This window comes from Planctopirus hydrillae (genome assembly GCF_001707835.1).
GTDB lineage: Bacteria > Planctomycetota > Planctomycetia > Planctomycetales > Planctomycetaceae > Planctopirus > Planctopirus hydrillae.
Genome location: NZ_LYDR01000151.1, coordinates 1 through 26,692, shown reverse-complemented (window position 1 = coordinate 26,692; position 26,692 = coordinate 1). Strand labels below are relative to the sequence as shown.

Genomic DNA, 26,692 nt, shown 5'->3' with positions numbered 1-26,692 from the left:
CTTTCGACGTCGAAGCATTCCATGAAATGACCGTCCTCAAAATGCCCTGCTGGCAGCTTGGGGCGGTCGATTTCACACAACTTTTCTCGGGGGAAGCTTCCAAGGGTGGCCGGGGTCAAACGTCCTCGTTTGCCCCCGGGTCATCTGAGGTTGGTTCTGCATGGCGAAGTTCATGGAGAGTCATGAAGAGCATTGTGGATGCAAATTGTCCTGTGGTCATCGAGTGACCTGGGGGCGGATGAAGACATCCGACCCCAGCCACCCGGCTTTACTATTTGGGGAACATTTCATGAATTTATTTGGCTGGCGCGACGATCTGGAAGAGCGTCTCTTGCTGTCGGCAGCTTCTCAAGCTCCGCTGACGAGGTCGTTCTCGGTCAGCGATGCTCCTCTGGAAATCGATCCTCGCCCATGGCATCGCATTGAAATGCAGGGGTCTTTGGGAAGCTGCCAGGGGCATGCCCTGTCGAGCGTGGGAGAAATGGCCTATCACCTCGCCAGTGGACGCGTGACGCAGTTCTCACCTCTGTTCGCCTATTACGCCACTCAGCAGATCGATGGGCTCTTAGGACGCGATCAGGGGAGCACCATTCAAGGGGGCGTTCAATGTGCCCGGCAATATGGCTTCTGCCCGCTGGAGGTTTTCCCGAATCCCGTCCCCTTGCGCTACACCGGTGTGATTCCACAAGCCGCCTGGCCCGCAGCGGCACCGTTTCGCATCCGGTCGCATACTGTCTGTACGTCTTATGACGATGTCTGGTCATTTCTCGCAGCAGGGCAAGGGGGTGTGGTGGCTGGACTGGGCTGGAACAACAGCCTCACGCCGCGTCAGGGACGCATTGAAAGTTATCGCCCGGGCGGTGGCGGGCATGCTGTCGCATTTCTCGGATACAGCCGGCGACGCGATGCCCGGCAACGACCTTATCTCTGGCTGGCCAACAGTTGGTCAGAGGAGTGGGGAGATGACGGCTGGGCCGAGGTGGCTCCGCAGGCCGTGGAATCAATGCTGGTTGATCGCCGGACGGTCATGGTGGGTCTGTCGGATCTCAGTCTGCCGACACCAAGACCCATTCCCTGGCGAGAAAAGTCGATCTTTGAGTGAGCCTCGCATTCGTTGAGTGACTCGCAGATTCTGTTGTCTTCCAGTTTCCACACACCCTTTGTTTCAGGGGAGAATCATGTTCCGGAGCATCACTTTCTTGCTGATCTATCCCCTGTGGCTCTGCATCTGGTTGGCCGCTGGTTCGCAGGCAGGAGCTCAGTCGCAGGTCGTGGCGGAAGAAGCTCTTTCGCAGTCAACGATCGTGGCCTGGCCATCACTCTTTGCTGAGTCAGCGAGCCCCGCGAGTCGTGTGAATGCCGCTCAGAATTCTCGTGCATTGCAATGGCTGGTGTTCTATGGGCCGGGCTGTGTCCCCTGTACGCGGGCGATGCAGGATTTTCAGCCCTGGTTGAAGGCCAGCGGCTGGGATGTCAGCGACGCTCCCACGGCCCATATCCGCTTGATCGACGCCACGCGCGAACAATCGCTGGCACGACAGTTTCAGATTGAAGCGTGGCCCTCCTTTGTGCTTGTGCAAGAAGGGAAAGTCCTCGAACAGTACACGTCGTATCCGGGGCGCCAATTCCTGGCAGATCGATATCTGGCAGCCGCTGCTCGAGTTCGTGACCAGCGAAGCTTCACCAGCGATGAGCCCATGGGTGCGATTTCGATCGGGACGCTCCCCAATGCGTCTCGGGAAGTCACCAGGCTGCTGGAAACCACCCGGCCTTTGCTCGAAGCGGGATTGATCTTCGAAGGACGACTTCTCCCCGCCAGCCAGAAGGGAGCCGGCCATCTGCCAGCCAGCACCACGATTTCACTCACCGAAACAGCGGCGATCCGGTTGCACTGGCCACTCGTATTTCGTTTATCCCGGCAGCAGAACTCACTCCATGTCGATTTCGAGAAGCCGTATCCCCAGTTCCGCATGTCGAACATCCTTCCAGTCGAGCAATCGATCGAAGGACTCACAGCCACCACACAATCTCTCACCATCGAGCTGCCCCGCATGATCGACCTCAAGTGGCAGCTCGATTGATCGCCCCTCGTTGAATCTCCGAATTCCGAATGGCCCTATCAGTTCTCTATGTTCATCGTTCCCGTCACTCTTCCTGAGATCTCCCATAATGCGGCTCAATGTTTGCTACCACATCGCCCCGAAAACACCAACCGTTCAGGCCTCGATGGTGTGCGATCACTTCGGACTGACACTCGATGGCCAGCAGCAGGTGATTGCCCGCGATCTCGAACTTCCGGTCACTTCCGGCAACCTCATTGCCTTCGTCGGCCCTTCAGGCTCTGGTAAGTCATCGCTCATGCGGGCTGTCGCTGCCGAGCTGAAATCATCGGGTCAAGGAGATGTTCTGTGGCTTGATCATCTGCCGCCGGTTGCATCACTCGTGGCCGACGCTTTGGCTCTTCCGCCACTGGACGCCTTTCGACTGCTGGCCCAGTGCGGTCTGGCTGAGCCACAACTTCTTTTGCGAACACCCGATGAACTCAGCGACGGCCAGAGATTTCGCTTTCGCCTCGCACAAAGTGTGGCCGAGGCGCTTCGTCGCCAAAGTCAGCATGCATCACAGAGCACCTGGATCGTGGCCGATGAGTTCACTTCGCCACTCGATCGCACGTTAGCCAAAGTGATTGCCCGCAACTGGCATTCCCTGTTGCGACAGCATCGACTCGGCGGCCTCATTGCCACTACACATACGGATATTCTCGACGATCTACAGCCCGACCTCATCGTCACCTGCAGTCACGACGCGCCGCCTCAGCTTTCCGGCCTGGCCGCCTCGCCGACATTCTCGTCCGCAACATCGTCCGCACTGCGGACCCTACGGGAGGCCGACCCCCCCACGCCCGCTGCAAAAAAAAAAGAAATCAGCTTCTTCCACGAACTGGCCCTCACCACCGGAACGAAACGCGACTGGGCGTATTTTGCTCGGTGGCATTATCGCTCGCACTCCGTCGGCATTGTCCGCTTCGTCACCATCCTCTGGCATCTCCACGAACCCATAGGCATCTGTGTCTTCACCAGTGCCCCACTCTCGTTGCGTTCGCGCAACCAGTACTTTGGTCTTTCCGGCCGCTGGACAAGAACCGGCCTCCAGGCCATCGATCGACAGTTCTGCCGATTGGCCCGCGTGGTGATTCATCCCACTTATCGAGGAGCAGGGCTGGCGGCTCCTTTTGTTCGCGCCAGTTGCCAGCATGTTCCCTAGCCATGGATCGAATCGCTCGCCGAAATGGGTCAGTTCCACCCCTTCTTCGAGAAAGCCGGGTTCCTCAATCTCGGGGAATGTCACTCCGCCGCCCATTCCCCAAAGGCACCTGCCGCAGACCATCGTGAGCAGCACTCCCAAATCTACGGCACACGTTCACTTTCGGGTCGCAAGCGATTGATCACACATGAAACGTTTCGCAAAAGCCAACATGCTCACCCCGTCTACTTCCTCTTCGATAATCGAAACTCACCCGCCTACCTTGCCAGTTGCCAGAGAAGAATCGCCGACAGTCCCCCATCCCATACTCTGGAATGAATCACTCGAATCCACACCACAGCTTCAAAAAGCCACTCTGCTCACCAGCGATCAACAGGCGGAGTTTCTCGAACTTCTCACGAAAGGAGCCAGTCCCTTTGGTGCCTGTGAGAAGCTGGAATGTTCCCAACTGCAACTGGCACTCACACTCGCACAAGATGCCGAATTCTCCGAGAAGCTCAAGGCGATCAAGGAGATTCAAGGCCAGAACGTGGTGGCCATGCTCTATCAGGCGGCCCTCAAGGGAAATGTCACAGCTCGGCAATTCTGGCTGCGCCATCAGCCACCAGCCGACTGGCGACTGGCTGCCAGCCCACTGGAAGGACAAGACCTCAGCGATGCCGATCTCTTTGACCGCTGCCGAGAGGCAGGACTTGATTTCCCGCCTGAACTCACTGCGCGCCTGGCAACTCCTGATCTCGAGGCATAGTCCTCACAGCTTCCGCCAGGTGGTCCGTCTTTCTGCCGCCGATCGATCGCGGCAGGCCGCACTCGAATCGTGGCAACGTGCCGATTTCGCAGCCCTCGACCCCGCCTGGCGCCAATTGGCTTTCGGTTCTCGTTCTTCGTTATCACAGGCCCAGGCGACCACTTCGAACGCTCCCCACGTTCATCGCAGAGCTTATCTGGAGCGACCGCGCGGCCACTCGAAAACCACCGATATCGCTCTCTCCTGTGCCTGGATACTCGCCTTCGCGCAGGAACCCGTCACTGGCATTGCTGCGGCTGCCGATCGTGAACAGGCCCAGTTGCTCCTGCAGGCGATTGCACGGCTTGTGCGACTCAATCCTCACCTGCTGGGCCATCTGCAGGTGCAGCAGGAACGGGTGATTCACACGCACACACGCAGCCGGCTCGAAGTCATTTCTTCCGATGTCGCCAGCTCCTGGGGCCTGCTCCCCGATTTCGTCATCTGCGATGAACTCTGCCACTGGACCAAGCCCGATCTGTGGCACTCGCTGGTTTCTGCATCTGCCAAAAAGCCGCACACCCTGCTGGCTGTGATGAGTAATGCCGGCGTGGGCCGCACCTGGCAATGGCAGGTGCGCGAGGCCGCCCGCACTTCTCCCGAGTGGTACTTCTCATCGCTCGATGGCCCTCAGGCAAGCTGGATTACCGCAGAAACACTGGCCGAGCAGCAGCGTTTGCTCCCCGCGAGTGTTTTTGCCCGCTTATGGCTCAATCAGTGGCAACAGGCGGAAGGCGACTTCGTCACTCTCGACGAAGCCCGGGCCTGTATCGATCCTTCACTATCGCGGAAAGAGCATGGTTCACCTGGCGTCCATTATGTGGCGGCTATCGATTATGCCGAGAAGCACGACTGGACCGTGGCTGTCATTCTGCATGCCAAAGGCGATCGCCTGATTGTCGATCGCATGGATGTCGCCATTCCACAGCCGGGGCGGCCCACACCTGTCGCGTGGGTCGACCATTGGCTCACCTGGGCAGCGGGTGCCTTTGACGATATCGAGTTCGTGCTCGATGAATATCAGTTACTGTCCGTCATCCAGCATCGCTCGGCAGAACTCTCGCTCGAACGCTTTTCGTTCGCTGGCGGTGCCGGGAATCACGCCCTGGCGATGTTGTTAAGGCAACTGATTATCGAGCGGCGGGTGCTCTGGTACCCCGGTTGTGGTTCACCGCAACTCGATCAGCTCGATTTCTCCCATGGGCCCACTCCGGCAGAAGTGCTGATCCATCCCGAGACGACGATGCAGCCGGGCGATGAGAACGATCTGGCTCATGAACTGGCGACGCTGTTGCTGCGTCAATCGCCTTCGGGCCGGTTGCGTTTTGACCATCGAAGTGAAGCCGGCTTCCACGACGACCGCGCCTTTGCTCTCGCCGCTGCCTGTTTGAAACTCACAAAAACACCCATCTCTCCCTCCTACTTCGACCTCACCCCACCCACAACCGACGGCACATTCGCCTGGTAATCACCGCTTTGTTGCGTGCCTGCCAAACCCGTAGGGTCTGCTGTGCGGACCATCTTCCGCCCACTACCACTAGCATCTTCAAAAGTAGGGTGCATGCCAATGCACCAGTTCGGCGATCCACGTCATAGCCGCCTAGTATCACAAGAAACCTTCTCGTCCGGGTGCTGTTAGCTCACCCAGCAGTACTCGAAAGCAGGTGAGTCAAGTGTAACTCGATGATGTACATAGCTACCCATCGAGACTGATCTTCGATCGGACGCGGTTGATGACAACTTTGAGGAAGAATATGGTTTTCTCAATCCGGGATCTGACTCTATCTGTGCTCTCGTCCTGATGATGACATCATGGAATAATCATTGTCAGGCCTGCTGATAGTTTATATAATCAATTACTATTGCGTACGCGATAAACCACTGTCGATAAACATCGACAGTGGTTTATTTGCTTTGCACTGACAAATACCCAGTAATTCGCAATTGCGAATCCGATCAGGGATCGTTCCATGAGCCATCTTCGAGGCTGGTTTGGCGAGATCTGCACGCGGCTGGGGCTGTGGTTCTGGCTCCCCTCCCGAACCTACCGCCAGTTCCACAACATCGTCGTCCCCACTTCCAACGGCACCACACAAATCGATCACCTGATTGTCTCGACTTACGGCCTCTTCGTCATCGAGACCAAAAACATGAAAGGCTGGATCTACGGCAACGAGCAGGACAGCCAGTGGACGCAGAAGTTTCGTGGAACATCCTATCGCTTCCAGAACCCATTGAAGCAGAACTATCGGCATCTCTGCTGCCTCGAAGAACACCTGGGCCTGCCCCGAACCTGCATGCACTCGATTATCTTCTTCATCGGCGAGGCGGAACTGAAGACCCCCATGCCCGGCAACGTCCTCACTCACGGCCTGTCGAGCTATATCCGCCGGCATCGCGAACCTTTGCTCTCCGAACAGGACGTGGAGCAGATCATCGCCGCCATCCAGGAACTGAAACGCGACCGGACTCTCAACCACGCCACTCACATGGCCTCACTCGCCGACCGCCACTCCTCAACGACCCGCTGCCCCAAGTGTGGCAGCGATCTCATCGAGCGGCAATCCAAAAAAGGCGACCATCCCGGCAGCACCTTCCTCGGCTGCAAATCCTACCCCCGCTGCCGCTTCACCAGACAACTCTCTCAAGAGCCGTAACGAAGCACAACATGCACCTGCCAAACACCGATCCTGACAGATAGCACGTCAGCACATGGAGCGGCTAAGAAGCCGTTCTCCTGGTTGGGTCGCCCGACTGACAAGTAGCCTTCTCCGCGACTCCAGGTGTTTTGCTTTGAAACTGAGGGCAATTTTGATCGGATAGTGGATCACCGTACTCTGAACAACCTTCACGATTAAAACAATATTATTCGCTTTTTCCGCCGTAGCTCACTTCAACATTCTTTAGAGTGCACCATGTGTATTAAACAGTGAGCCTTGCTGTTTGAGGTTTTCTTCAAGCTCTTGTTTCAGATCTGCGGATTCGCCAGCCCGTCTTGATAGCTCAGCAAGCCACGATTCTGTCTTGATTTTGACCATCCAGGAGTCTTGCTCCATTTTGCCTTTACGACCTTTAGTAGTCGTCACACCTTTAGCAACCACACCTTCCTTGACGGGGTAAGTTCCGATAGAGACATCTTTCATAAAATGTCTTGTAAGTAATCCATCGTAAACAACTTCGGCTATATCAAGGTGACCAAAATAATTCACGAAGTTTCGAGGTAACACAAAACCTTCGTCAGTCACAAAGATGTCAATCAACTTTAAATCTTTTGCTTCACGGTCACGATGCAGTCCTGAAAAAGTATGCTCACCAAAAAATTCACAAAATGCTGTGAGAGATTTGATGTTGCGGTACTCCTTGTAGTGACGAAGGGAAGCAAGAATCTGGTCGGCGTATTTGGCCTCGAAAATCGAAATGGCGACCCCGAACAATGGGTTTTCTCGATCGAACGTGCGTTTTCGAGTACCAAATTGGCACCAGCCATCTTTCTGGGTCCACTTGAACTGCAGGTTAGAACCATCGTATTTGTGGAACGCAATACACGGTTGGTCAAGCACATCAAGACCGGGACCCTCAATTGAGGGGTATCGTGTGAGATCAGGTGGTGGGGGATGTTTCGGCATCAGTCAGATTCTCCCATTTGTTTACATGGATCGGATTTTCGATCCGTGACACAACATGGACTGACAAGGTTCGCCAAGAATCCGAGAGGGGCTGATACTGTGATACCAGTTGATGGCACCGTGTCATCTAAGGCCTCCGGTCTAGGTGCTACCAATCGACGAGAGTGTGCCCCCAGAAATTCTTTTCTTCCCAACCTCAAGATCATCAAGCTCAACCCAGTCCGGCAGGCAATAAGCAACCTCTTGTGGTTTTCGATGCTCCGGTGGAAATCCAGACTTCAACCGACTAGTGCCCCTCAAGATCCTTAAGAAGCCTGTTAGTGATCCCATTGAGGCAGATCGATAAGTTCATAACGAGGCTTTCCCACGCCCACACATCGTCGAAGAATTGTGATCTCTACGGGCTGTTTCAAGTGTTGATTGATTGATGCCGGATTATCAATTTGTACCGAGATTTTGCCTCGTAACAATTCGTTCGTTTTGGCATCCCTGAACTCAAAAGCACGGCCTTCGGGTAGAACTCCCAGGAACTGGCCAGAATAAGTGACGATCGACTCATGCAGGTTTTCCTGACTCAGTCGGTTAATGCTTCGGCGCACCTCGCCTAAATCATGGAAACTGAATGTGGAATGATCGACTGATAATGCACAGACTGCATCATTTGTCGCCAGGAGCGAGACAAAATTCCTCACGGCTTCAATCGACCGGGAATTGATACCCGCAACGCTATCTGCAAGTTCTTCATCCGACCCTGAAACACTACTTTGAAGAAGCGATTGAGTGATCTTCAGTGACTGCGCCGCCGAGGTCTCTTCGCTAAACAATGTTGGGTCACTGATATGCTCTTCAAGCTCAAATCCGAACGATCCTGTTGCCGTATTCGTAATCAGAAATTGATGTTGACCGCGATGAGGGATCGGCCCTGTTGCCGCTAAGTCTCCGGTTAAAGAGGCCCCAATAGCTGCAACAGCGTCTGTAAAGGCACTTGTCGCCTTACTGCCGAAGTCTGCGAAAATCCCCATATTTTTGACAACAGGCTTTCCACGAAATGTCAAATAGGCTTTCGCTCGAACAGGCTGTGAATTCAATTTCTCTAAAGTGCCCTCAATCGACTTGAGTTTAGCTTCAATACTTAAGCGTGTGAGGACTGACTTGGCTGGCAGTTGCGCAAGCTGCTGATGAAGAAACTGTTGTTCGGCATGCAATAGATCATTTTGAGAAACATTCATTTCCCTGATTCCTCATCACTGAGATTCTCCAGAATTGCCAGACAGTCTCCTTCAGTCTGTTCTGCGAGGTCGACCTGAAGAAATCCTTTCCACTGCAATGTTCTTCGATGTGACCATAAGCTGTACCAGTAGGCTGCTTGATCAACAAGCTGATGAGGTGGCAAATTCAACTCTACAAAGTAGTGATCCACCAGAAAGTGTTGTTTGAGCCAGCCATGGACCACATTATCAGGGAATTCAGGATGTTCCGTCAAATTCTCGACCGGGACAACAAAGGTGACAACATCCACGTCTCTCGGGGAACGGTCTTCATGGTTTTCAATATCCTCAAGAAAACTACCATCAATCCACTGAAATCCCTGGTTAAGTCCCAGGGAATGAAAATGCTGTCGCAACCGAAGCAAACCATTCAAAATTTCTCGTCGATCTCTTGAGATTCCAAATCGCAGAACCAGATCGAGGAGTGACGTTGTGTAAGGAGAACGCTCAAACCCAGTGGGGTCATCTTGATTGACCGGCGGCAGAACTCCAGAAGTTGTCCATGGTGGAATGGCCGTAACACACCTCCAATCACGTTCACCAGCAAAACTCGAAAGCGATTAACATAGTGTACATGTTGTTGCAGTGTTAGCGGGCGGCGATTTCATCCAAATCCGATGAAATTCATCAAGTTCGTCTCACCATTCCCATCAACGAAAAACCACGAGTCAGGCCGAGACCTGACTCGTGGTTAATAACATATAGTTGGCAATCAACCCTTAATACCGATAATGCTCCGGCTTATACGGCCCTTCAACCGGAATGCCGAGGTATTCGGCTTGCGTCTTGGTCAGCTTGGTCAGCTTGACGCCGAGCTTTTCCAGGTGGAGACGGGCAACTTCTTCGTCCAGTTCCTTCGGCAGGCGGTGCACGCCCAGTTCGAACCGGTCGGTGTCCTGCCACAGGGCCAACTGAGCCATCACCTGGTTAGTGAAGCTGTTCGACATCACGAAGCTGGGGTGACCATTGGCACAGCCCAGGTTCACCAGACGACCTTCGGCCAGAACGATGATGCCCCTGCCATCGGGATATGCATAGCGATCCACAGGGCCGCCTTCGTCCTGATCGCTCTTGATCCGCGTCTTCTTGATATCCTTGCGATTGTTCAGGTAGGCGATTTCGATCTCCAGATCGAAGTGCCCAATGTTGCAGACAATCGCGTTGTTCTTCATCACATCGAGATGCTCAGCGCGGATAATGTCCCGGCAACCTGTCGTCGTCACGAAGATGTCAGCATAAGGAGCGACTTCTTCGAGCGTGGTCACCTGATAACCTTCCATCGTGGCCTGCAGAGCACAGATGGGGTCGATTTCTGTGACAATGACGCGGGCTCCCAGGCCCTTCATCGATGCGGCAGAACCCTTACCCACATCGCCATAACCGCAGATGACAACGACTTTGCCAGCCACCATCACATCGGTCGCTCGCTTGATTCCGTCGGCCAGCGATTCGCGGCAACCGTAGAGGTTATCGAACTTGCTCTTGGTGCAGCTGTCGTTCACGTTGATGGCGGGAACACCCAGCTTGCCCTGCTCCATCCGCTGGTAAAGCCGATGCACGCCCGTGGTCGTTTCTTCGGAAAGACCCTTAATGCCGCTCAGCAGCTCGGGGTACTTGTCGTGAACCATGTTCGTGAGGTCGCCACCATCATCGAGAATGAGGTTCAGTGGCTGACCATCCGGGAAGAAGAGTGTCTGCTCGATGCACCAGTCGAACTCTTCGTTGGTCATCCCCTTCTTGGCGTACACAGGAATACCAGCGGCAGCAATGGCCGCAGCAGCGGTATCTTGCGTACTGAAAATGTTGCAGCTCGACCAGGTCACTTCGGCACCCAGAGCGGTCAACGTTTCGATCAGCACAGCGGTCTGAACGGTCATATGCAGGCAGCCGGCAATGCGGGCCCCGGCCAGTGGCTTGGTTTTGCCGTACTTTTCGCGAAGTGCCATCAGGCCTGGCATTTCGACTTCGGCCAGTTCGATTTCCCTGCGGCCCAGTTCGGCCAAAGAAATATCCTTGACCCAGTAGGGCAGCTTGTCTGTTTTGGCCTGCTCGTGAAGTGTGGCTGTCGCCATGAGTCGAATTCCTCGCAAATAGATTCAAAATGTGGCCAATCCCATGACCACTCAAAACGGCAGATCGATCGCGGAAGGAAATTCCCCGCCGATCGCGATTACAGAAGTATAGCGTGATCGACTCGTGAGTGGAATTTCGCTTTCCATTCGAAGTTGCCGGAACGCCTCACTGTTGCCAAGATGCATCATTTGCCACTGGAAAAATGATTCCGCCAGGTAACTCATCAGCGTTTAATGATTCGAGTGGTGCTATCCGAATCGATCGACTTCTGCATCATTTTTTGAAGAAGACTCCATGTACGCAGAAATTTTGGCGGTCGGGTCTGAGCTGACAACGGGTGCCAAGCTCGACACCAACAGCCAGTGGCTGAGCCTGGCGCTGGCCGATCTGGGCATCTCCGTCTTGTTTCATACCACCGTGGCCGACGAACTCGACTGGATGGTGGCTGCACTTAAAACCGCCGCCGAGCGGGTCGATGTGATCATCATCACAGGTGGCCTGGGGCCCACTCTCGATGATCTGACTCGTGAAGCCGCCGCACGATGTGTCGACGTCCCGCTGGTGGTCGATGAGCATTCGCTGGCACAAATCAAAGCCATGTTCGCCCGGCGCAAGCGGGACATGCCCGAACGGAATGTGATTCAGGCCCAGTTTCCTCAGGGAGCCGAACCCATTCCCAACGCTCGCGGCACAGCCCCCGGCTTCTGGATGGAAATCCCCCGCAATGGCCGCCCACCCTGCCGGGTCGCCGCCTTACCAGGCGTTCCCAGCGAAATGAAACCAATGTTCAAAGAACAGGTAGTCCCCCGGCTGGAGACCGGCTCGAACATGATTCGCCGGGCGCGAATCAACTGTTTCGGCGTGGGGGAATCTGCCGCCGAACAGCTTCTGGGAGATCTGACAGCGCGCGGCCGCGATCCCGAAGTCGGCATCACTGTGCATGAAGCCACCATCACCCTGCGCATTGTCGCTAAAGGAACCAGCACTCACGAATGCGAACAGAAAATCAGTTCGACCCGTGAAATCATTCTCAACCGGATGGGGACACTCGTCTTTGGCGAAGAGGATGAAGAGCTGGAACATGCCGTCATTCGATTGCTGGGCCAGCAGCGCAAGACACTCTCGACCGCAGAATCCGGGACCGGTGGTCTCCTGGCACATCGACTAACGAGTGTCCCCGGGTTCGATTCCAGCTATGGCGGCGGTTATGTCGTCCCCACGACAGCCGCCCGGCTGTCAATGCTCGAAATCGACCCCCGGGTCATGCAGCATTACGGAGCGATCAGCCCGCAAACCGCCATGGCGCTGGCCAGTGCCTGCCGCCGCCGGTTCACTTCGGACTTCGCTCTGGCAGTGACAGAATGGCCCAGCTTCAAGGCCGAAGACGCTTCGCAGGCCGTCCCCGCGTCTTACATTGCTCTCGCGACGAAGAAAGACCTGATCTTCGAAGAAGTCACCCACTTCGGAGACCCGGCCATTGCCAAAAGCCGCACAGCCAAAGCCGCATTAAACATGCTCCGCCTCCGCTTACTCGGCGTCCGATGACTCGTTCACTACGATAGAAAACCCCGCCACGCACAAGGTCCTCTGGAACCCTCGCCCGGTCTGCCGGGAGAGGGCAGGGTGAGGGTCTTCTCCCTTTGCTTTCTACATGCGATGTGCCATGCTTGCAGCTCTGGGCAAGCATGTCTTCACACCTGACAGCGGCCCGCGATCATTTCCAGGGAAACATATTCTTCATTGAAATCTGAGAGTTTGGTCGCCTGGATCAACACATTGCGTATTCCAGCAGGTCTTCCGAAAGGCATGTATCAACCTCACCACCAAAGCTATACTGGGTTTCACAAAGTGCTCCTTGTGACCGGCGTCACCCAGACGTTAAAGCCACGCCTTGGCCCACCTTGCCATGCTGATGAGTTTTAGAGTCTATTTATTATGGCATTAACAAGATCTGCATTTCTACTTCCACGTCTTGGGCACTCACTCAAGCCTGCAGAGAGTATAGGTGAAATGATCTGTTTTGCAACACAAATTGACCCGGAGGTTTGTATCTGCAAGCGTGATGAAGAGAGTGGATTTATGCACATGGGTTCTTGGAAGGATGTTATTAGGGATCCGGTTGATGAATCTGTCAAATCACTTCTTGATCAAGGTGTTTCGTTTAGCTTTTATCTGAAACATGATTACGTGAATTACGAAATTGAGTTTCACCAAGAAGGATCGCTTCCGAAAACAAGTATTACTTGGGATCAAGAAAGGATTCAGGAAATTCCAGTCTCGGAACATCTTGACTTTTGGGATCGCATGCACACATATGCAATCGCCTGCGATGCTGGATACATTATCGTTGCCGACGAGGCGTTGAGTTCTCTTGAGTGCCGCATCAGCATGACCAGTGAAGATTTGATTTTTGACATGGACGAGAATTTGCCTTACGCGAGATGGGTCTACGATGTCTGGGTTCGAAAATCCCCAGATTGTCCTCTCCCGAAGGGTTTGAAATTCGTGAGATCTGAAGAAGTGGATCCTGGGATTTTCATCAAGCACGATGTGGAACCCTTCTGGAATTAGCCTCGTAGCCATGTAGAGTGGATTAGGGCTCTCCGCAACCCACCAGGACTTCTCGGCCTGATACATGCCGCGTTTTGATTGGTGTTTCCTGTGACTATCGTCACCCAAGCGTTCAAACCCACTTCTGGGTCATCCGACCAGATCCTCATGCCGCTTCCGACGGGAAAAAAGTTGATTGGATCTGCCGGGCCGTTTAACCTGCTTCGAACTGGTTCTGGTTAGCGTGTCTGGGTCGGAACTATGCGGGATAAAACCTTATCACTGATCACCGTTGTCGATTCACAATGTCGTCTGGCGAAGGAAACCGCATGATGGATCATTCCCTTACTACGTTTTTCTCTCCAGATCATCGCCGGTTCCTGCGTGGCGCGGGATTGCTGATTTTGATCGTGCTTTGGCAACCGGTGGCATCGCAGGCGCAGACTCCCACTCCGGCATCCAGACCTGCGACATCGACTCTCCCGGTACTGAAGTCAGACGAGTCGTTGCGATCCAAGGTCGAAGAGTGCCTCCGTATCCAGGCGATCCGGGATACCCGAGACACATCGCTCGTCGAGGTGATGATCCAGGTGGACGAACCACCGGTTGGCATGGGCTTCGATTTGTTTCTTCAGAAGGGTGAACGAAAACTATACGTCGGTCCCCTGGCCTGGTCGCCGGGAAAAATTGCTCATTGGGCTTACAACGTCGATGTCTCGACGGAGAACGGCAGTTTCTCCTTAATCTTCTTACCGAGTGCGGTGGCAGTCTCGAAGCTCAAACGATTTGATCCATTTAATAAAGTTAAGAATTTAGATTCGATCTGGGACGGTGATTCGATCGTCAAGACCTCCAAAATCAGCACCCAGCGTATTGGGGGCATGTTAGACCGCAAGCCACCTTCCATCGATCAGGCCCGCGAAGATCAAACCGAACGCTTGCAAGGCGACGGCACTGTCATTGAGCAGTTCAAGCAAGATGGCAATCTTGTGGCGGCTCGCCAGGCTTTGGAAAACGCCGTAAACCAACATCCCGAAAACGCCACGGATTGGTTCAATCTCGGGTGCCTGCTTATCATCGAAGCCAGACACAGGAAGGCCGTCGACTGTTTCGTCAAGGTTCTGAAGATTGAGGCTTCCTCATCCTTGGCGGACGAAGCTCAGTTGCAACTTCGCCGAGTCGGAAGCTACCTGGTTCATTCCGCCAGCAATGGAGATGCCGACGCGATGTGCGGCCTTGGTCTGATGTATCGGCAGGGCTGGGGACCTAAGCCCGATCGGCTGGAAGCTAAGAAGTGGCTCCGGTCTGCCGCCAACGAAGGCAACGCGGAGGCAATGTCGTACCTGGGCGCAATGTATGCACAGGATCTGGCGACCTGCGAGGACAACCCCAAGATCAAATCGTGGTACCGGTTGCAGACATTGGAAATGTTTCGAAAAGCGGCCGAATTGGGGAATGCGGATGCAATGAGATGGTTGGCAACACACGAGCAGTTTTAACCATGTCCCCGAGTCATCGAAGCCCAGAATTGTGGAAACGACAATGCCGACACGAACTTTTCAAGAGAATATGAACGAGCGGTTCCTCGCGCGGTGGTTTTACACACTTTTCGTGATGGTCAATGTCTCATTCGCACCATCGGCATCTTTCGCTCAGGATGATCCGCCAAACGCTGCGGATGGGATCGGTGAGGTACGAACCCTCAGCGAGTACGATGCCTGGGTCGAATCCTACTGTCAAAAATCGCTCGCCGGCATCCGGCTGGTAATCATCACGGTCGGAGGCGAAGAGGCGGCGAAAGCGGCCGGTGAGGGTCCGCATGGACCGAGTATCATCCAAAGCTGGGACAACGTGAGTATTGACGGGAAATGCTGGGGGGAAACCAAAAGTCGATGGGGACTTCAAGGGGCGGGTGGCAATACCGTCTCGCAAAACGACCTAAAGCGCTTGGACGAATTGCTGGCAAATCTGCCCGCCGATGGTTCGAAACTTCCGCCAATCGGGCGAAGGGTGATGATCCAGTCGATGCGCAACGGAAACGGAATGATCCGGGTCTACGATATCGCCAATCCTCCCCTTGAAGTGCTGGAGATCTTTCGCCTCAGCCATTCAGGCTTGCGACCTCGCACTCTTTATTTCAGGCCGAAACACGAGATTGACGCCGCCAGCTACAGGGGTGACGGATTCTTTGGACTGACACCGGATCGAGCGCAGATCGTCTACTCGGACGGTTCCAAAATGCAGTTGTGGGAACCGACGACCCGCGAGACTTTGGGAGTGCTCAAGCTGGAATTGAGCTTCGCTAGGAACATCACCTTCAAGCCCGACGGTTCGCTGGCCGCATTCGTCGGGTATGGAGAGTGTGTGATTCTGGAAACCCAGAAATGGAAGCGGCTTCATTATGTTCAAAGTTTAAGTTGGTCATTGACGCCACGCTTCACTCTGGATGGAAAACATTTGCTGCTCTGTTCAGATGAAAAACCGCCTGTTATCTACGAGACTGCAACTTGGAAACCGGTCGCACGATTAACGGATCTGCCCGAAGAAGCGGTTCGATTCTGTCCGGCAATCAAGAAACGTCTGGCGGTGATTCAATCGGCCAAGGGAACCGTCTCCCTGTGGAATCTCGACAAGCAAGCCAGTGTGGCTGTGCTTGATGAAGACTGCGGAGGCACCGAAGCGGTTTTCTCCCCCGACGAAACACTCGTTGCGACCGCGACGCGGGGATTGTCCACAAACAAATACCATTGGCGATTACGGGTATGGAAAACCGACACCGGCGAACTCCTGCACGAACTTCGTCCGTTCGAACAAACCCGTTGTGAAAGTTTGAGCCGGCCATTGTGGACGCCGGACGGAAAATATCTGCTGGCCCACTCCATGTCGAACACGATCTCGGTCGGCATCAGCGTCTGGAGCTTAAAAACTGGAAGGCATCGCGGGGAATTCGTAGGAGCGGGGAATTCCATGTATGGCATGGAAATGTTTCCCGAAAACGGCGAGCTGATCGCAGGTTGCGGCGACGGAAAAATCCGCTTCTGGGACTTCTCCTCGGCAATCAACGACATCGAGGAGTTTGAACGACCGTTCGATGGTCACTGACAACGTTAGGTGATGCCAGCTTTACACCCAGCCAAAGAGAGACTGTTTGGCAGATACGCTTTCGAAAGCCATGTAGCCGCGTAGGGTGTGTTAATGCTTTGCTCAACCCACCAGGTCTTCTGTTAACGACAAATCAAAAAAGGAAGCATTGTTGTCACGAGATGATCTGATCAAACTGGCCAATGAGATTCAAGATGCCCGAGATCAAGGGCAAAACCACTCCCATCTTCTCTCTAAACTTCAGTCGCAGGTGGCGTATCCAAAGATTGAGGAGTTGTTTGTTGGTGATTATTCGGCTGATTACATCGTTGATTTTTCCCTCGGTTGGAGATCTGTATGGCCAAGGATTTCCAAGCAAGAGATGATTACGCTTACGGAAAGATTAATGCAAGCCGATGGCACTCCGGTCGAACTGGCACTCATGACTTTGTTGTTTGACGCGAATTGTATTCATTCTGCCAAAAACGGGCTGCTGTATTATCCGGAAGAATACTTCGAGAATAATCCAGATCCTTCTCCGTCGGAAATTGTTGAGAAGGCTCTTACTATCGGCTGATACAATCCATGTAGGTTGGATTAAGCCTCTGCGCAACCCACCAATGTCTTCGCGAAGGCATGTTTCATGCACTCACCGGATATATGAGGCGCTTTGATTGGTGGTTCCTGTGACTGTCATCACCCAGACGTTCGAAGCCACGTCGGGGCCACCCGTCAATCCGTCTTAATTCCACAGCGGCTCACTTTTTTCCGCGGGATCTTTGCAGTCGAAAAAACTCCTGCAGAATCTCTTTGCATTCCTGAGCCAGTACACCGCCCAGGACAGCGCAGCGATGATTCAGCCGGGCGTCGTCGGTGATCTGATAGAGAGTATGGCAGGCTCCCGCCTTCGGGTCGGTAATCCCATACACCACGCGCGGAATGCGGGCCTGCACAATCGCACCGGCACACATCGGGCAAGGTTCGAGTGTGACATAGAGCGTGCAATTTTCCAGCCGCCAGTCACCCATCGCTTCGGCGGCCTGAGTAATCGCGACGATCTCGGCATGGGCCGTCGGATCTTTGAGCTGCTCACGCTGATTCCACGCCGCTCCAATGATCTGATCGTCTTTGACAATCACGGCACCAATCGGCACTTCTTCTTCGGCAAAGGCCTGTTGAGCCAGATCGAGCGCCTGCCGCATCCATCGATCATGAGGCTGCAGAACGTGATCGAACATGTCGGAAAGCTGCTGGGTCATGGGGAGGTTTGGTATTTGGTATTTGATGTTGGGTATTTGCTGTTTGATGTTGGGCACTTGAAATCGATGACTTCTCAGTCTTCATCACTAATACCAAAAACCAAAAACCAAACGCCAAATACCAAATACCAAATCCCCAACACCAAACGCCAACCCTCAGTCCAAAAAGAGAGAGGCAGGTCACTGGTCTGGTGAGCCTGCCTCTTCCTTGCCGCCAGGGGGTGGCGGACTGGGTGGGAAGTGACAGACCCGGCGAAAAACCGCCGGGTCTGTCGAAATTGTGCGTCCTTGCCGGACACCTTCCGTGGCGTCAATCCTGTGATCTGAATGGCTCACTCAAGCCAACTTCAGGTGTGATGAAGGCTATTCATCGACACTCTTGAGGATCACAAATCGCTTGCCCTCCGCATTTCGCAGGTGCAGGATGACCCCTTCTTTGAGATCAACATTGGCCAGAGCGGCTTTCACATCTTCGGGCTGAGCCACCGCTTTGTCGCCAATCTTTTCGATCACGTCGCCCACATTCACACCGGCAGCTTCAGCGGCAGAATCACCCGCCACTTCAGTCACCACCACGCCTTCACCAGTCACACCGAGTTGACGGCCGATCGATGGGGTCAGCCGATCAATCGACATCCCGATGTTGTCCAGCGACTGGCTCTTGGGCTTGCCCGACTGAGCCAGTTGCGAGCGAGAAAAATCGCTGGGCATTTCTTCGGCCACAACACTCAGGTTGAGTTCCTTCCCTTGACGCTTAGCAACAATCGGGTAGGACTTGCCGATGTCGAGCCGTTCGACAGCCGACTGCAAGGAACGTGGATCGTTCACTTTCACACCATTGACTGAGATCACCACGTCGCCTGGCTCCAGGCCTGCCTTGGCAGCAGGTGAATCAGGGCGAACCATCTGGATCACCACACCTTCACCCGCATTGGCACCCAGCTTGAGTGCAATCGATTCGGCCACAGGGGCAATCGATGTGCCCAGATAAGCCCGCTTGACCTGCCCGCTGGCCACCAGTTGCTTGCTGACCCACTGTGCCATGTTGATCGGAATCGAGAAGCTCACACCATCGTAACCGCCACTGCGGGAAGAGATCGCAGTGTTGATGCCGATCACTTCCCCACGCAGGTTGAGCAGCGGCCCACCACTGTTGCCAGGGTTCACAGCCGCATCGGTCTGAATAAAGTCTTCGCGTTCGGTAATCCCCATGCCACGGCCTTTACCACTGACAATCCCGGCTGTCACGCTGGTATCGAGCCCAAAGGGAGAACCAATGGCCATTACCCAGTCGCCCGGCTGTGCCGAATCGCTGTCACCTAAAGGAAGTGCGACGAGATCTTTGGCCCCTTCGATCCGCAGAATGGCCACGTCAGTCCGAGGATCAGTTTTGATATCCTTGGCGACGTATTCCTTGCCGTTCTGCAGCGTCACGATCACTTCGTCGGCACCATCGACCACATGGTTATTGGTCATGATGATCCCGCTGGCATCGATCACGAAGCCGCTGCCCATCCCACGTTGCATGGGGGAGCGCTGCTGGCGCGGTGCTTTGAGCATGTCGCGGAAGCGGGGATCGTTCTTGAAGAATTCTGGCAGTGGCAGGTCGTCGCCACCGGGGAGGCTGCCGACGTTTGCTGCGTTCCCCTTGCTGAGTGTCCGAATCGAGACAATCGCTGGCAGGCTTTGCGAAGCAACTTCACGAAACGCCAGCGAGAATTCGCCCGGCGTGAGGACGCGAGGAACCGCCACGGCCTGAGTATGTTCTGCGTATTGCATCGAGGCCACCGCGACAATTGCTCCAGCGGAAAGTGTGGCCAGACTGCCGCCAAATCGAGAGAGAAAACTCATCCGTCACTCCTTCACAACTCAAAAACCGCGTTAACGGCATGGTGTTGGTAATTGAAACTTCCGTTCATCATAAAAATTCAGCCAGAGCCGACTTCAACCACAAAACTTTCAAGGTTGTCATCTCCCGGCGATCAACCCGTCATCAAAAGCCCGTTAGGGAACGAAACTCGTTGTGACAACTCCATTTCTGGCCAGAGGTGAACTGGAGTTGTGATGACTGCTGCTCTTTGATTTACGGCTTCCGTCGGGTGACTGTTGGAGAGGAAAAATTTCTTTTCCTCCATGCGGAATCTCCATGACTGAACCCGGCATGTGGCGACGTTTCGCCGTCTGGGATTCATCATGTGCCTGGCCGCTTGTTGCGCTTTGGCAATGTGAAGTTTCGTAACCGATTTTATTTCATGACGTTATGGAAAAATTTGCGTTGCGTGTAATTACCAACAGCAATGGGTGCTTTCCTGAATAGATAGCACCACAACGATCAGTGTATTATCATATGTTCGTGCAACGAAAAGCGGATCCAGCATTGGTCCCCGGATTATTTTCAAATTGTAAGGAATGTCTTCTCATGTCGGGAAAAACGATCCAGTCGAAGTTATCTCAGCGGCGAGGATTCACACTGATTGAATTGCTCGTGGTCATCGCAATTATTGCGATCCTCATTGCCTTGCTGCTCCCAGCAGTTCAACAGGCACGCGAAGCCGCCCGCCGAACTCAATGTCGTAACAACCTCAAGCAGTTGGGCCTGGCGCTCCACAACTACCACGACAACTACGGGGCTTTCCCGCCATTGTTTGTGATGCCCGTAGTTCCCACGAATTCGACCAATCACGCGACGGCCACCGGAGCGAACTCGGCTAATATGGCACCTGGTTGGGGTTGGATGGCGTTTCTTTTGCCATACATCGATCAGGCGCCACTTTACTCCTCCCTCGGAGTGGGTTCGACCCGCTTCCCTCTCGACAGCCAAAACCTGATTCGTACTCCCATCGCAGGCTATATGTGCCCATCAGATATTGCCGGCCCGATTAATGCCGGTTCGATGTGGGCTCGCCAGACCGAAAATGGCTGGGAAGCAGCCACCTCCAACTATGTGGCGGCACACGATCACGAAACCACCATCAACCCGCTGGTCGCGACCGATCCCGATCGCGGCAACAAAACTCCCACCGGTGGTTTCTTCCCGAACAGCCGCACTTCGACACGCGACATCACGGATGGAACTTCCAACACTGTCGCAGCAGGCGAACGCCGCTACAAACAGAACGAAAATGCTTCCGCAGCCGTTTGGATTGGCACCATCGACGGAGATCATGAGAACGATTTCGGATACGACACTGCGGGAACTGGCCGCAACCGTATTAATGAAGACAGCAATTCTGGAGCGGATTGGGATTGGGTTCGCAGTTTCAGCAGTCCTCACACGGGTGGAGCCCACTTTGTTCTATTCGACGGATCGGTCCGCTTCGTAAGTGAAAACATCGACCATTCCCCAGGCCGAACCGACGGAACCGATACTCCCAACAGCCTCTTCGACAACATCATTTCAATTCGAGATGGCAACGTCGTCGGCGAGTTCTAATTCCATAGCCTGTCATTGCTGATCCAGCGCTCGTTCAAGACCTCATATCCTCGCGATGTGAGGTCTTTGCTTTTTCCCTGTAAATCAACGAATCAAACTCTATGGATGCAGCGGGGCCGGGTGTGGTCTACAATATTCTGGCAAATGGTACGCACCACAGGAATCCGCGCATGCCCCGTGTTGGTTTGTTCATCCCCTGTTATATCGATCAGCTTTACCCGGATGTCGGCCTCGCCACCTGCGATGTCCTGGAACGGTTTGGCTGCGATGTCGAATTCCCCAAAGACCAGACCTGCTGCGGCCAGCCCATGGCCAACACCGGCTGTACTGTCGACGCCATCCCGGTCGCGAAACGATTCATCGAACTCTTCGCCGGCTACGATCACATTGTCTGTCCATCGGGAAGCTGTGTGGCCATGATTCGCAGTCATTACGAACATCTCCTGTACGATGAAATCGAAGCGGGCCGGGTCGATCGAGCCAAATTCAAGCACGTGGAAAAAAACACTCTCGAACTCGTCGAATTTCTGGTCGATGTCCTCAAGGTCGAGTCGCTCAATGTTCCCTTCCCTCACAAGGTTGGCCTGCATCAAAGCTGTCATGGACTCCGCGAATTAAGGCTCGGCCAGTGCAGTGAACTGGTCTCACCGGCTTACAGCAAAGCCGAACAGCTCCTGACAACCATGCCCGGGCTGCAACTGGTGGGACTGAAGCGGGTGGATGAATGCTGCGGCTTTGGCGGAACGTTTGCCATTAACGAAGAGGCCGTCTCGTGCATGATGGGAAATGACCGGATTCACGACCACGAAGAGGCGGGAACCGAAGTGATGACCGCTGGCGATATGTCGTGCCTGATGCACTTACAGGGACTGCTGGTCCGCCAGAAAAAGCCGATCAAGATCATGCATCTCGCTCAGATTTTTGCTGGTCGTGCCGTGAAATGATGCACCATTTTTGATTCATCGAGACTGCCTCCAGCCCTGTTTGAACGACAATTACTCAGAGATCTCGAACATTCCTCGGAGCCCGAGATGATTGCTGCCAAGCACGATCACCCGACCAACGCCCAGAAGTTCACCGATAATGAGCCGCGTGCCCACTGGCACGATCAGGCGATCTGGTTTGTCCGCTCCAAGCGGGATAAAGCCGCCTGGACATTGCCGGAATGGGAACTGCTGCGCGAACGGGCTTCTCAAATCAAAACACACATGCTCTCGAACCTGGCGGGATATCTCGAACAGTTCGAAGCCGAAGCCACCCGGCGCGGTGCCGTCGTGCATTGGGCGAAAGATGCTGCCGAGCACAACGAGATCGTCTTGAGTCTTTTGCAGAAGCACGGCGTCAAAAAGGTCGTGAAAAGCAAATCGATGCTCACCGAAGAGTGCCATCTCAATCCGTTTCTCGAACGGCATGGCCTCGAAGTGGTCGATACCGATCTGGGGGAATGGATTGTCCAGCTTCTGCATGAACCTCCCAGCCATATCGTCATGCCCGCCATTCACATCAAGCGGGAAGAAGTGGGCGAGCTGTTCCATGAACATCTGGGAACAGAAAAAGGTGCCACCGATCCTCCTTACCTCGTGAATGCCGCCCGTGTCGAATTGCGGCAGAAGTTCCTCGGGGCAGAAGCGGGGATCACAGGCGTGAACTTCGCGATCGCCGAGACAGGTGGCTTTGTCGTCTGTACCAACGAAGGGAACTGCGATTTAGGAGTTTCGCTGCCGAAATTGCACATTGCCTGCATGGGAATGGAAAAGATCATTCCCAGGGCAGCCGATCTGTCTGTCTTTCTCCGTTTGCTGGCACGCTCAGCCACCGGGCAGCCGATTACCACTTACTCGTCCCATTTCCATGGCCCGATGGAAGGTGGCGAACTGCATATTGTGATTGTCGACAATGGCCGCAGCAAAATTCTCGGGACGCCCGAGTTTCGCAGGTCGCTGCACTGCATTCGCTGTGGTGCCTGTATGAATACCTGCCCGGTCTATCGTCGCAGTGGCGGGCACAGCTACGAAACCACAGTTCCCGGCCCGATTGGCTCGATTCTCGCCCCTTCGCGCGATCCGGCTCAGCACAGCACGCTCCCCTACGCCTGCAGCTTGTGCGGCTCGTGCAGCGATGTCTGCCCCGTCAAGATCGATCTGCATCTGCAACTCCTCACCTGGCGGAAGCAGATTGCCGCCCTGGGACTTCTCCCCTTTGACAAACGCTGGGGCATGTGGTTTGCCGGCAAACTCTTCAGCCACCCGCGGCTCTATGAGTTCATGGGGAAAGTCGGCCGAAAGCTCTGGCCGTGGCTCCCCAGATTCATGGTCTACAACGGCCTCAACAAATGGGGCAAACAACGAGAACTCCCCCCCATGCCCAAGAAGTCATTCCGGGAGTTGTATGCGGAGAGACAGAAGATCGCCGAGAAATCTAAGAACTAATTCCGCATGATCAATCCTTCAGAGTTCTTCAAATCGTAACGACAGAGAGCGGTTCCGAGACAGTTCCCGATCGCTTCGCTATGCTAATTGCAACACAAGAAAGAACTGTTGTTTTCTGAATCAACTCAATGCAGTGTAGAGCAACTTGACGAACAGCTCTCAGGCAGTTTTGCGGGAATTGAAGCGATCGAATCACCAATGTTGAACTTTGGGTTCTGGAATACCTATCGCAAATCACTCGTTGAGCCAGTCATCGAGTGGGTTCATGAATTCGAATTGAACGTCGTCCTGTTAGCAGAATCTTCACTGACTTCCAAATCTCTCGCGGAAACGCTGTCGATCTCCTCGGGACAAATCTGGAACTATCCGAAAAATCCCATCCGTCGATTTTGTGTGGCGTTTCGAGAACCTCTGCTCTCTTTTGAACCAGTCTATATTGATCGGAGTGAGCGTGCTCCCTTGCTGGAACTTCGCACGGGTCATGAGACGTTTCTGATTGCACTGGTCCATTTGCCCTCTCTGCTGCACCGTGACGAAACCGATCAGGATGTCATCATCTCCGATCTTATCGGCCGTATTGACAAGCAAGAGAAATTCGCAGGTCATACCAGAACAATGGTGATTGGTGACTTCAATTTGAATCCGTTCTCCCGGCAAGTCATCGGCGCTAACGGGCTGCATGCCACAATGTCCCGTCAACTCGTTAAAAAAGGCTCAAGAACAGTTGACGGTAACGAACGAAAAATGTTCTACAATCCTATGTGGCGATTTCTTGGTGATGATGGCGAGAATCCACCGGGTACCCATTTTTACAGATCGTCGACATCAAATGCCTATTTCTGGCATGTGTTCGATCAAGTACTCTTGAGAAATGAACTGACCGATCGATTGGTCGACTTAAAGATTATTTCAAAGCTCAATTCCTTCAGCCTGCAGAACGAATCTGGGCAGCCAGATTACGAGAATTTTTCGGATCACTTTCCTATTGTCTTGAAATTAGCATCGCCTGTTTCCCAGGAGGCCCCACATGGCAACTTCGCAAATTCCTGATCTGTGGTCTGATCAGATTCTGCCAGCCGTCGCGACTCCAAAATCGCTATTGGAAATGCAGGCCAAAAAACTCGCCACTCATACCAACGGATTGGTTGTCGCAGAAGTCACGAGGTCAGAACGCACGGCTGACACCGTTTCCCACCATCTCGTTGTGCGAGCACCAGTTCGGAACTTCTCACAGGAAGTTCTTGAAATTCGCCACCATAAAATGGTTGTCTATCCTTGCACTATCCATGCGGAAGAGCTGGAAAGCGAGTTTGCTGACGAGGCAGAAGCATATAGCCCCCAACAGGTGCTCGATGCACTTGCACAGGTTCTCAGGTCACCTCGAATCGTCGCACTTGTCAATTCCCTTGTTGCACTCAGCAATGATGACTGACCTGACTGAGCACAGCCATGTTTCCATGCTCCTGAATACTTTCTTGCGACCTGCTTCCACCTCCAGATGAACTTTTGAAAACCCCCACCATGCCTGAACCTACTGTGATTCTCTCTGCCTTTGCCGATGAAGCGGCGAACACCAAGTCGGCCGTCGAGCAGTTTTCATCCCTTTCCGCATTAGGGCTGTCTTACTACAGCCCGCGGTTTGTCGATGTCGCGGGCACGGGGCAGGTGCAGCATGTCACCGAACTCGATAAGGCGCAACTTAAGCAACTCGCCACCTTGCAGACACAGTACGGCATGAAGGTCTGCAGCATTGGCTCCAGACTCGGGAAAGTGAAACTCTTCGATCAGGAAGATGGCTCTCATAACCGGTATGTCGCTCCCAAGAAGTATCTGGAAACAGAGGTTGCCGCCACAATCCGCGCTGCCGAAGCTCTGGGTGCGAAGATCATTCGCGGATTCTCGTTCTATCACCCGCGTGGTGAAGACGCTCTGAAGTACATTCAACCTGCAGCCGATGCCCTGGGCCCGATTGTTGATGCCTGTGCCAAAGCCGGCCTCGTTTACGGCCTCGAAGTCGAAGCCAATCTCGTGGGGCAGAATGGACGAACTCTCGCTGCCCTCGCCAAAGCGGTCAAGAAGCCCAATCTCATCTGCATCTTCGATGGCGGGAATCTCTCCAGCCAGAATCTGCCACCCGAAGCCTGCTTTGCCGAATACCTCGCCATGCGCGACGTCTATGGCTACATGCACATCAAGGATTACAAGATTGATCCGAAGCTGCAGTGGAATGGCGTTGTCGATGAAGAGCGGCTCAAAAATTTTGTTCCTGCCGATGTCGGCGATTCGGGCCACGAACGCATTCTTCGCGATCTCAAGGAAGTTCTTCCCCGTATCGAAAAGAAGATGCTGAAACTCGGCCTGCCTGGCACCTTTCTCGAACTCGAACCCCACCTCAAAGGGGGCGGCCAGTTCGGTGGCTTCAGTGGCCCGGATGGCATGGGTGTCGCAGTGCGAGCTCTCTGCCGACAACTTGATTATGTGGGCATCAACTACCGCCTGCGGGATTTCCTCGACATCCGCGCTGCCCGCGGGTTTTAATCCGCTTGGCATGAAGAAAAAACGCACCGTGTGCCATGCTTGCAGCTCAGAGCTGTCTATCACACAACTTGGTGTTTGACTCCACTCAAGGGTGGCCCGGCCATCTCGTGGCCGGGTTGCCGTGCAATTGCACGGCAACAAGAAGCCGCGCCATGCGTATGCCTCTGGAACCCTCGCCCGTATCATCGTGGGAGAGGGCAGGGTGAGGCTCTTTTCCTTGTCTCGTTCTGCCGACGCGTGGTCTTCACGCTTTTCTACTTGATGTCTTCGTTCTATCGGGTGGCAGGGGTCGGATGTCTTCATCCGCCCCATACGCATCAAGTTAAGGGCTGAAGGCGTAGTTGAGCAGTTCGGGATTGCGGAGGAGTTCGAAGGTGCCGGGCT

Annotated in this window: 23 protein-coding genes; 17 read left to right on the top strand and 6 right to left on the bottom strand. The window is 54.1% G+C overall.

Annotation, left to right across the window (positions count from 1 at the left end):
* Positions 1-289: 289 nt before the first annotated feature.
* The 6 genes from A6X21_RS18600 (at position 290) to A6X21_RS18575 (ending at position 6,708) form a co-directional block, all read left to right on the top strand.
* The gene (locus A6X21_RS18600; protein WP_068851032.1) at positions 290-1,102 is read left to right on the top strand and encodes a C1 family peptidase; all 813 of its coding nucleotides are present in this window, start codon (positions 290-292) and stop codon (positions 1,100-1,102) included.
* Positions 1,103-1,178: 76 nt separating this feature from the next.
* On the top strand, positions 1,179-2,081 hold the full coding sequence (locus tag A6X21_RS18595) for a thioredoxin family protein (RefSeq protein ID WP_068851030.1): 903 nt from the start codon (positions 1,179-1,181) through the stop codon (positions 2,079-2,081).
* Positions 2,082-2,169: 88 nt separating this feature from the next.
* The gene (locus A6X21_RS18590; protein WP_068851027.1) at positions 2,170-3,264 is read left to right on the top strand and encodes an ATP-binding cassette domain-containing protein; all 1,095 of its coding nucleotides are present in this window, start codon (positions 2,170-2,172) and stop codon (positions 3,262-3,264) included.
* Positions 3,265-3,475: 211 nt separating this feature from the next.
* Positions 3,476-4,012: a hypothetical protein gene (locus A6X21_RS18585; RefSeq protein ID WP_131818434.1), complete on the top strand. Its 537-nt coding sequence runs from the start codon at positions 3,476-3,478 to the stop codon at positions 4,010-4,012.
* A complete protein-coding gene (locus A6X21_RS18580; RefSeq protein ID WP_240490323.1) occupies positions 3,921-5,519 on the top strand; it encodes a terminase large subunit domain-containing protein in 1,599 nt (532 codons plus the stop codon). Before A6X21_RS18585 ends, A6X21_RS18580 begins: the two co-directional genes overlap by 92 nt.
* A 502-nt stretch (positions 5,520-6,021) precedes the next feature.
* Positions 6,022-6,708 (top strand): NERD domain-containing protein, encoded by a 687-nt coding sequence (locus A6X21_RS18575; protein WP_083233727.1) that lies wholly within the window; start codon positions 6,022-6,024, stop codon positions 6,706-6,708.
* A gap of 246 nt (positions 6,709-6,954) precedes the next feature.
* On the opposite strand, the gene A6X21_RS18570 is transcribed toward A6X21_RS18575, so the two are convergent.
* The 4 genes from A6X21_RS18570 to ahcY form a co-directional block, all read right to left on the bottom strand.
* Entirely contained in the window at positions 6,955-7,677 is a 723-nt protein-coding gene (locus A6X21_RS18570; RefSeq protein ID WP_068851018.1) for an RNA ligase family protein, read from the bottom strand.
* Positions 7,678-7,994: 317 nt separating this feature from the next.
* Positions 7,995-8,906, bottom strand: a complete 912-nt coding sequence (locus A6X21_RS18565; RefSeq protein WP_068851015.1) for a hypothetical protein — start codon at positions 8,904-8,906, stop codon at positions 7,995-7,997.
* Positions 8,903-9,457 carry a DUF6932 family protein gene (locus A6X21_RS18560; protein ID WP_068851012.1) on the bottom strand — a complete coding sequence of 185 codons (555 nt, stop codon included), beginning with the start codon at positions 9,455-9,457 and terminating at the stop codon, positions 8,903-8,905. The genes A6X21_RS18565 and A6X21_RS18560 overlap by 4 nt, the downstream gene beginning before the upstream one ends.
* A 207-nt stretch (positions 9,458-9,664) precedes the next feature.
* Positions 9,665-11,017, bottom strand: a complete 1,353-nt coding sequence (gene ahcY / locus A6X21_RS18555; RefSeq protein WP_068851009.1) for an adenosylhomocysteinase — start codon at positions 11,015-11,017, stop codon at positions 9,665-9,667.
* A 295-nt stretch (positions 11,018-11,312) separates the two neighbouring features.
* Here ahcY and A6X21_RS18550 point away from each other — a divergent pair, with 295 nt between their 5' ends.
* The 5 genes from A6X21_RS18550 to A6X21_RS18530 all read left to right on the top strand — a co-directional run bounded on the left by A6X21_RS18550 (position 11,313) and on the right by A6X21_RS18530 (position 17,226).
* The gene (locus tag A6X21_RS18550) at positions 11,313-12,563 is read left to right on the top strand and encodes a CinA family nicotinamide mononucleotide deamidase-related protein (protein WP_068851007.1); all 1,251 of its coding nucleotides are present in this window, start codon (positions 11,313-11,315) and stop codon (positions 12,561-12,563) included.
* A gap of 465 nt (positions 12,564-13,028) precedes the next feature.
* The gene (locus tag A6X21_RS18545; RefSeq protein WP_131818433.1) at positions 13,029-13,589 is read left to right on the top strand and encodes a hypothetical protein; all 561 of its coding nucleotides are present in this window, start codon (positions 13,029-13,031) and stop codon (positions 13,587-13,589) included.
* A gap of 569 nt (positions 13,590-14,158) precedes the next feature.
* Positions 14,159-15,067, top strand: coding sequence for an SEL1-like repeat protein (locus A6X21_RS18540; RefSeq protein WP_131818432.1), 909 nt, complete (start codon positions 14,159-14,161; stop codon positions 15,065-15,067).
* 43 nt (positions 15,068-15,110) lie between these two features.
* On the top strand, positions 15,111-16,670 hold the full coding sequence (locus A6X21_RS18535; RefSeq protein ID WP_068850997.1) for a WD40 repeat domain-containing protein: 1,560 nt from the start codon (positions 15,111-15,113) through the stop codon (positions 16,668-16,670).
* 151 nt (positions 16,671-16,821) lie between these two features.
* The gene (locus A6X21_RS18530; RefSeq protein ID WP_068850994.1) at positions 16,822-17,226 is read left to right on the top strand and encodes a hypothetical protein; all 405 of its coding nucleotides are present in this window, start codon (positions 16,822-16,824) and stop codon (positions 17,224-17,226) included.
* Between the two features lie 181 nt (positions 17,227-17,407).
* Here A6X21_RS18530 and tadA read toward each other — a convergent pair whose 3' ends face one another.
* Positions 17,408-17,887, bottom strand: coding sequence for a tRNA adenosine(34) deaminase TadA (gene tadA / locus A6X21_RS18525; RefSeq protein WP_240490322.1), 480 nt, complete (start codon positions 17,885-17,887; stop codon positions 17,408-17,410).
* A 384-nt stretch (positions 17,888-18,271) separates the two neighbouring features.
* Complete coding sequence (locus A6X21_RS18520) at positions 18,272-19,759, bottom strand: Do family serine endopeptidase (protein WP_068850988.1); 1,488 nt, start codon at positions 19,757-19,759, stop codon at positions 18,272-18,274.
* 568 nt (positions 19,760-20,327) lie between these two features.
* On the opposite strand from A6X21_RS18520, the gene A6X21_RS18515 reads away from it, so the two are divergent.
* The 6 genes from A6X21_RS18515 to A6X21_RS18490 all read left to right on the top strand — a co-directional run bounded on the left by A6X21_RS18515 (position 20,328) and on the right by A6X21_RS18490 (position 26,308).
* Entirely contained in the window at positions 20,328-21,341 is a 1,014-nt protein-coding gene (locus A6X21_RS18515; RefSeq protein ID WP_068850985.1) for a DUF1559 domain-containing protein, read from the top strand.
* Between the two features lie 170 nt (positions 21,342-21,511).
* Positions 21,512-22,285 carry a (Fe-S)-binding protein gene (locus A6X21_RS18510; protein WP_068851251.1) on the top strand — a complete coding sequence of 258 codons (774 nt, stop codon included), beginning with the start codon at positions 21,512-21,514 and terminating at the stop codon, positions 22,283-22,285.
* An 87-nt stretch (positions 22,286-22,372) separates the two neighbouring features.
* Positions 22,373-23,770, top strand: a complete 1,398-nt coding sequence (locus A6X21_RS18505) for a lactate utilization protein B (protein ID WP_068850982.1) — start codon at positions 22,373-22,375, stop codon at positions 23,768-23,770.
* Between the two features lie 459 nt (positions 23,771-24,229).
* Positions 24,230-24,820, top strand: coding sequence for a hypothetical protein (locus A6X21_RS24425; protein WP_131818431.1), 591 nt, complete (start codon positions 24,230-24,232; stop codon positions 24,818-24,820).
* Positions 24,798-25,202 carry a hypothetical protein gene (locus A6X21_RS18495; RefSeq protein WP_068850979.1) on the top strand — a complete coding sequence of 135 codons (405 nt, stop codon included), beginning with the start codon at positions 24,798-24,800 and terminating at the stop codon, positions 25,200-25,202. Before A6X21_RS24425 ends, A6X21_RS18495 begins: the two co-directional genes overlap by 23 nt.
* 89 nt (positions 25,203-25,291) lie before the next feature.
* A complete protein-coding gene (locus A6X21_RS18490; RefSeq protein WP_068850976.1) occupies positions 25,292-26,308 on the top strand; it encodes a sugar phosphate isomerase/epimerase family protein in 1,017 nt (338 codons plus the stop codon).
* Positions 26,309-26,692 lie beyond the last annotated feature (384 nt).

Bases quoted from the DNA above. Each gene is read 5' to 3' on its own strand.
- A6X21_RS18490 (WP_068850976.1), top strand. From the start codon at position 25,292: ATGCCTGAACCTACTGTGATTCTCTCTGCCTTTGCCGATGAAGCGGCG.
- A6X21_RS18585 (WP_131818434.1), top strand. From the start codon at position 3,476: ATGCTCACCCCGTCTACTTCCTCTTCGATAATCGAAACTCACCCGCCT.
- A6X21_RS18495 (WP_068850979.1), top strand. From the start codon at position 24,798: ATGGCAACTTCGCAAATTCCTGATCTGTGGTCTGATCAGATTCTGCCA.
- A6X21_RS18520 (WP_068850988.1), bottom strand. From the start codon at position 19,759: ATGAGTTTTCTCTCTCGATTTGGCGGCAGTCTGGCCACACTTTCCGCT.
- ahcY (WP_068851009.1), bottom strand. From the start codon at position 11,017: ATGGCGACAGCCACACTTCACGAGCAGGCCAAAACAGACAAGCTGCCC.
- A6X21_RS18580 (WP_240490323.1), top strand. From the start codon at position 3,921: ATGCCGATCTCTTTGACCGCTGCCGAGAGGCAGGACTTGATTTCCCGC.
- A6X21_RS18510 (WP_068851251.1), top strand. From the start codon at position 21,512: ATGCCCCGTGTTGGTTTGTTCATCCCCTGTTATATCGATCAGCTTTAC.
- A6X21_RS18535 (WP_068850997.1), top strand. From the start codon at position 15,111: ATGCCGACACGAACTTTTCAAGAGAATATGAACGAGCGGTTCCTCGCG.
- A6X21_RS18600 (WP_068851032.1), top strand. From the start codon at position 290: ATGAATTTATTTGGCTGGCGCGACGATCTGGAAGAGCGTCTCTTGCTG.
- A6X21_RS18570 (WP_068851018.1), bottom strand. From the start codon at position 7,677: ATGCCGAAACATCCCCCACCACCTGATCTCACACGATACCCCTCAATT.
- A6X21_RS18545 (WP_131818433.1), top strand. From the start codon at position 13,029: ATGATCTGTTTTGCAACACAAATTGACCCGGAGGTTTGTATCTGCAAG.
- A6X21_RS18565 (WP_068851015.1), bottom strand. From the start codon at position 8,906: ATGAATGTTTCTCAAAATGATCTATTGCATGCCGAACAACAGTTTCTT.
- A6X21_RS18575 (WP_083233727.1), top strand. From the start codon at position 6,022: ATGAGCCATCTTCGAGGCTGGTTTGGCGAGATCTGCACGCGGCTGGGG.
- A6X21_RS18550 (WP_068851007.1), top strand. From the start codon at position 11,313: ATGTACGCAGAAATTTTGGCGGTCGGGTCTGAGCTGACAACGGGTGCC.
- A6X21_RS18595 (WP_068851030.1), top strand. From the start codon at position 1,179: ATGTTCCGGAGCATCACTTTCTTGCTGATCTATCCCCTGTGGCTCTGC.
- A6X21_RS18505 (WP_068850982.1), top strand. From the start codon at position 22,373: ATGATTGCTGCCAAGCACGATCACCCGACCAACGCCCAGAAGTTCACC.
- tadA (WP_240490322.1), bottom strand. From the start codon at position 17,887: ATGTTCGATCACGTTCTGCAGCCTCATGATCGATGGATGCGGCAGGCG.
- A6X21_RS18590 (WP_068851027.1), top strand. From the start codon at position 2,170: ATGCGGCTCAATGTTTGCTACCACATCGCCCCGAAAACACCAACCGTT.
- A6X21_RS18515 (WP_068850985.1), top strand. From the start codon at position 20,328: ATGTCGGGAAAAACGATCCAGTCGAAGTTATCTCAGCGGCGAGGATTC.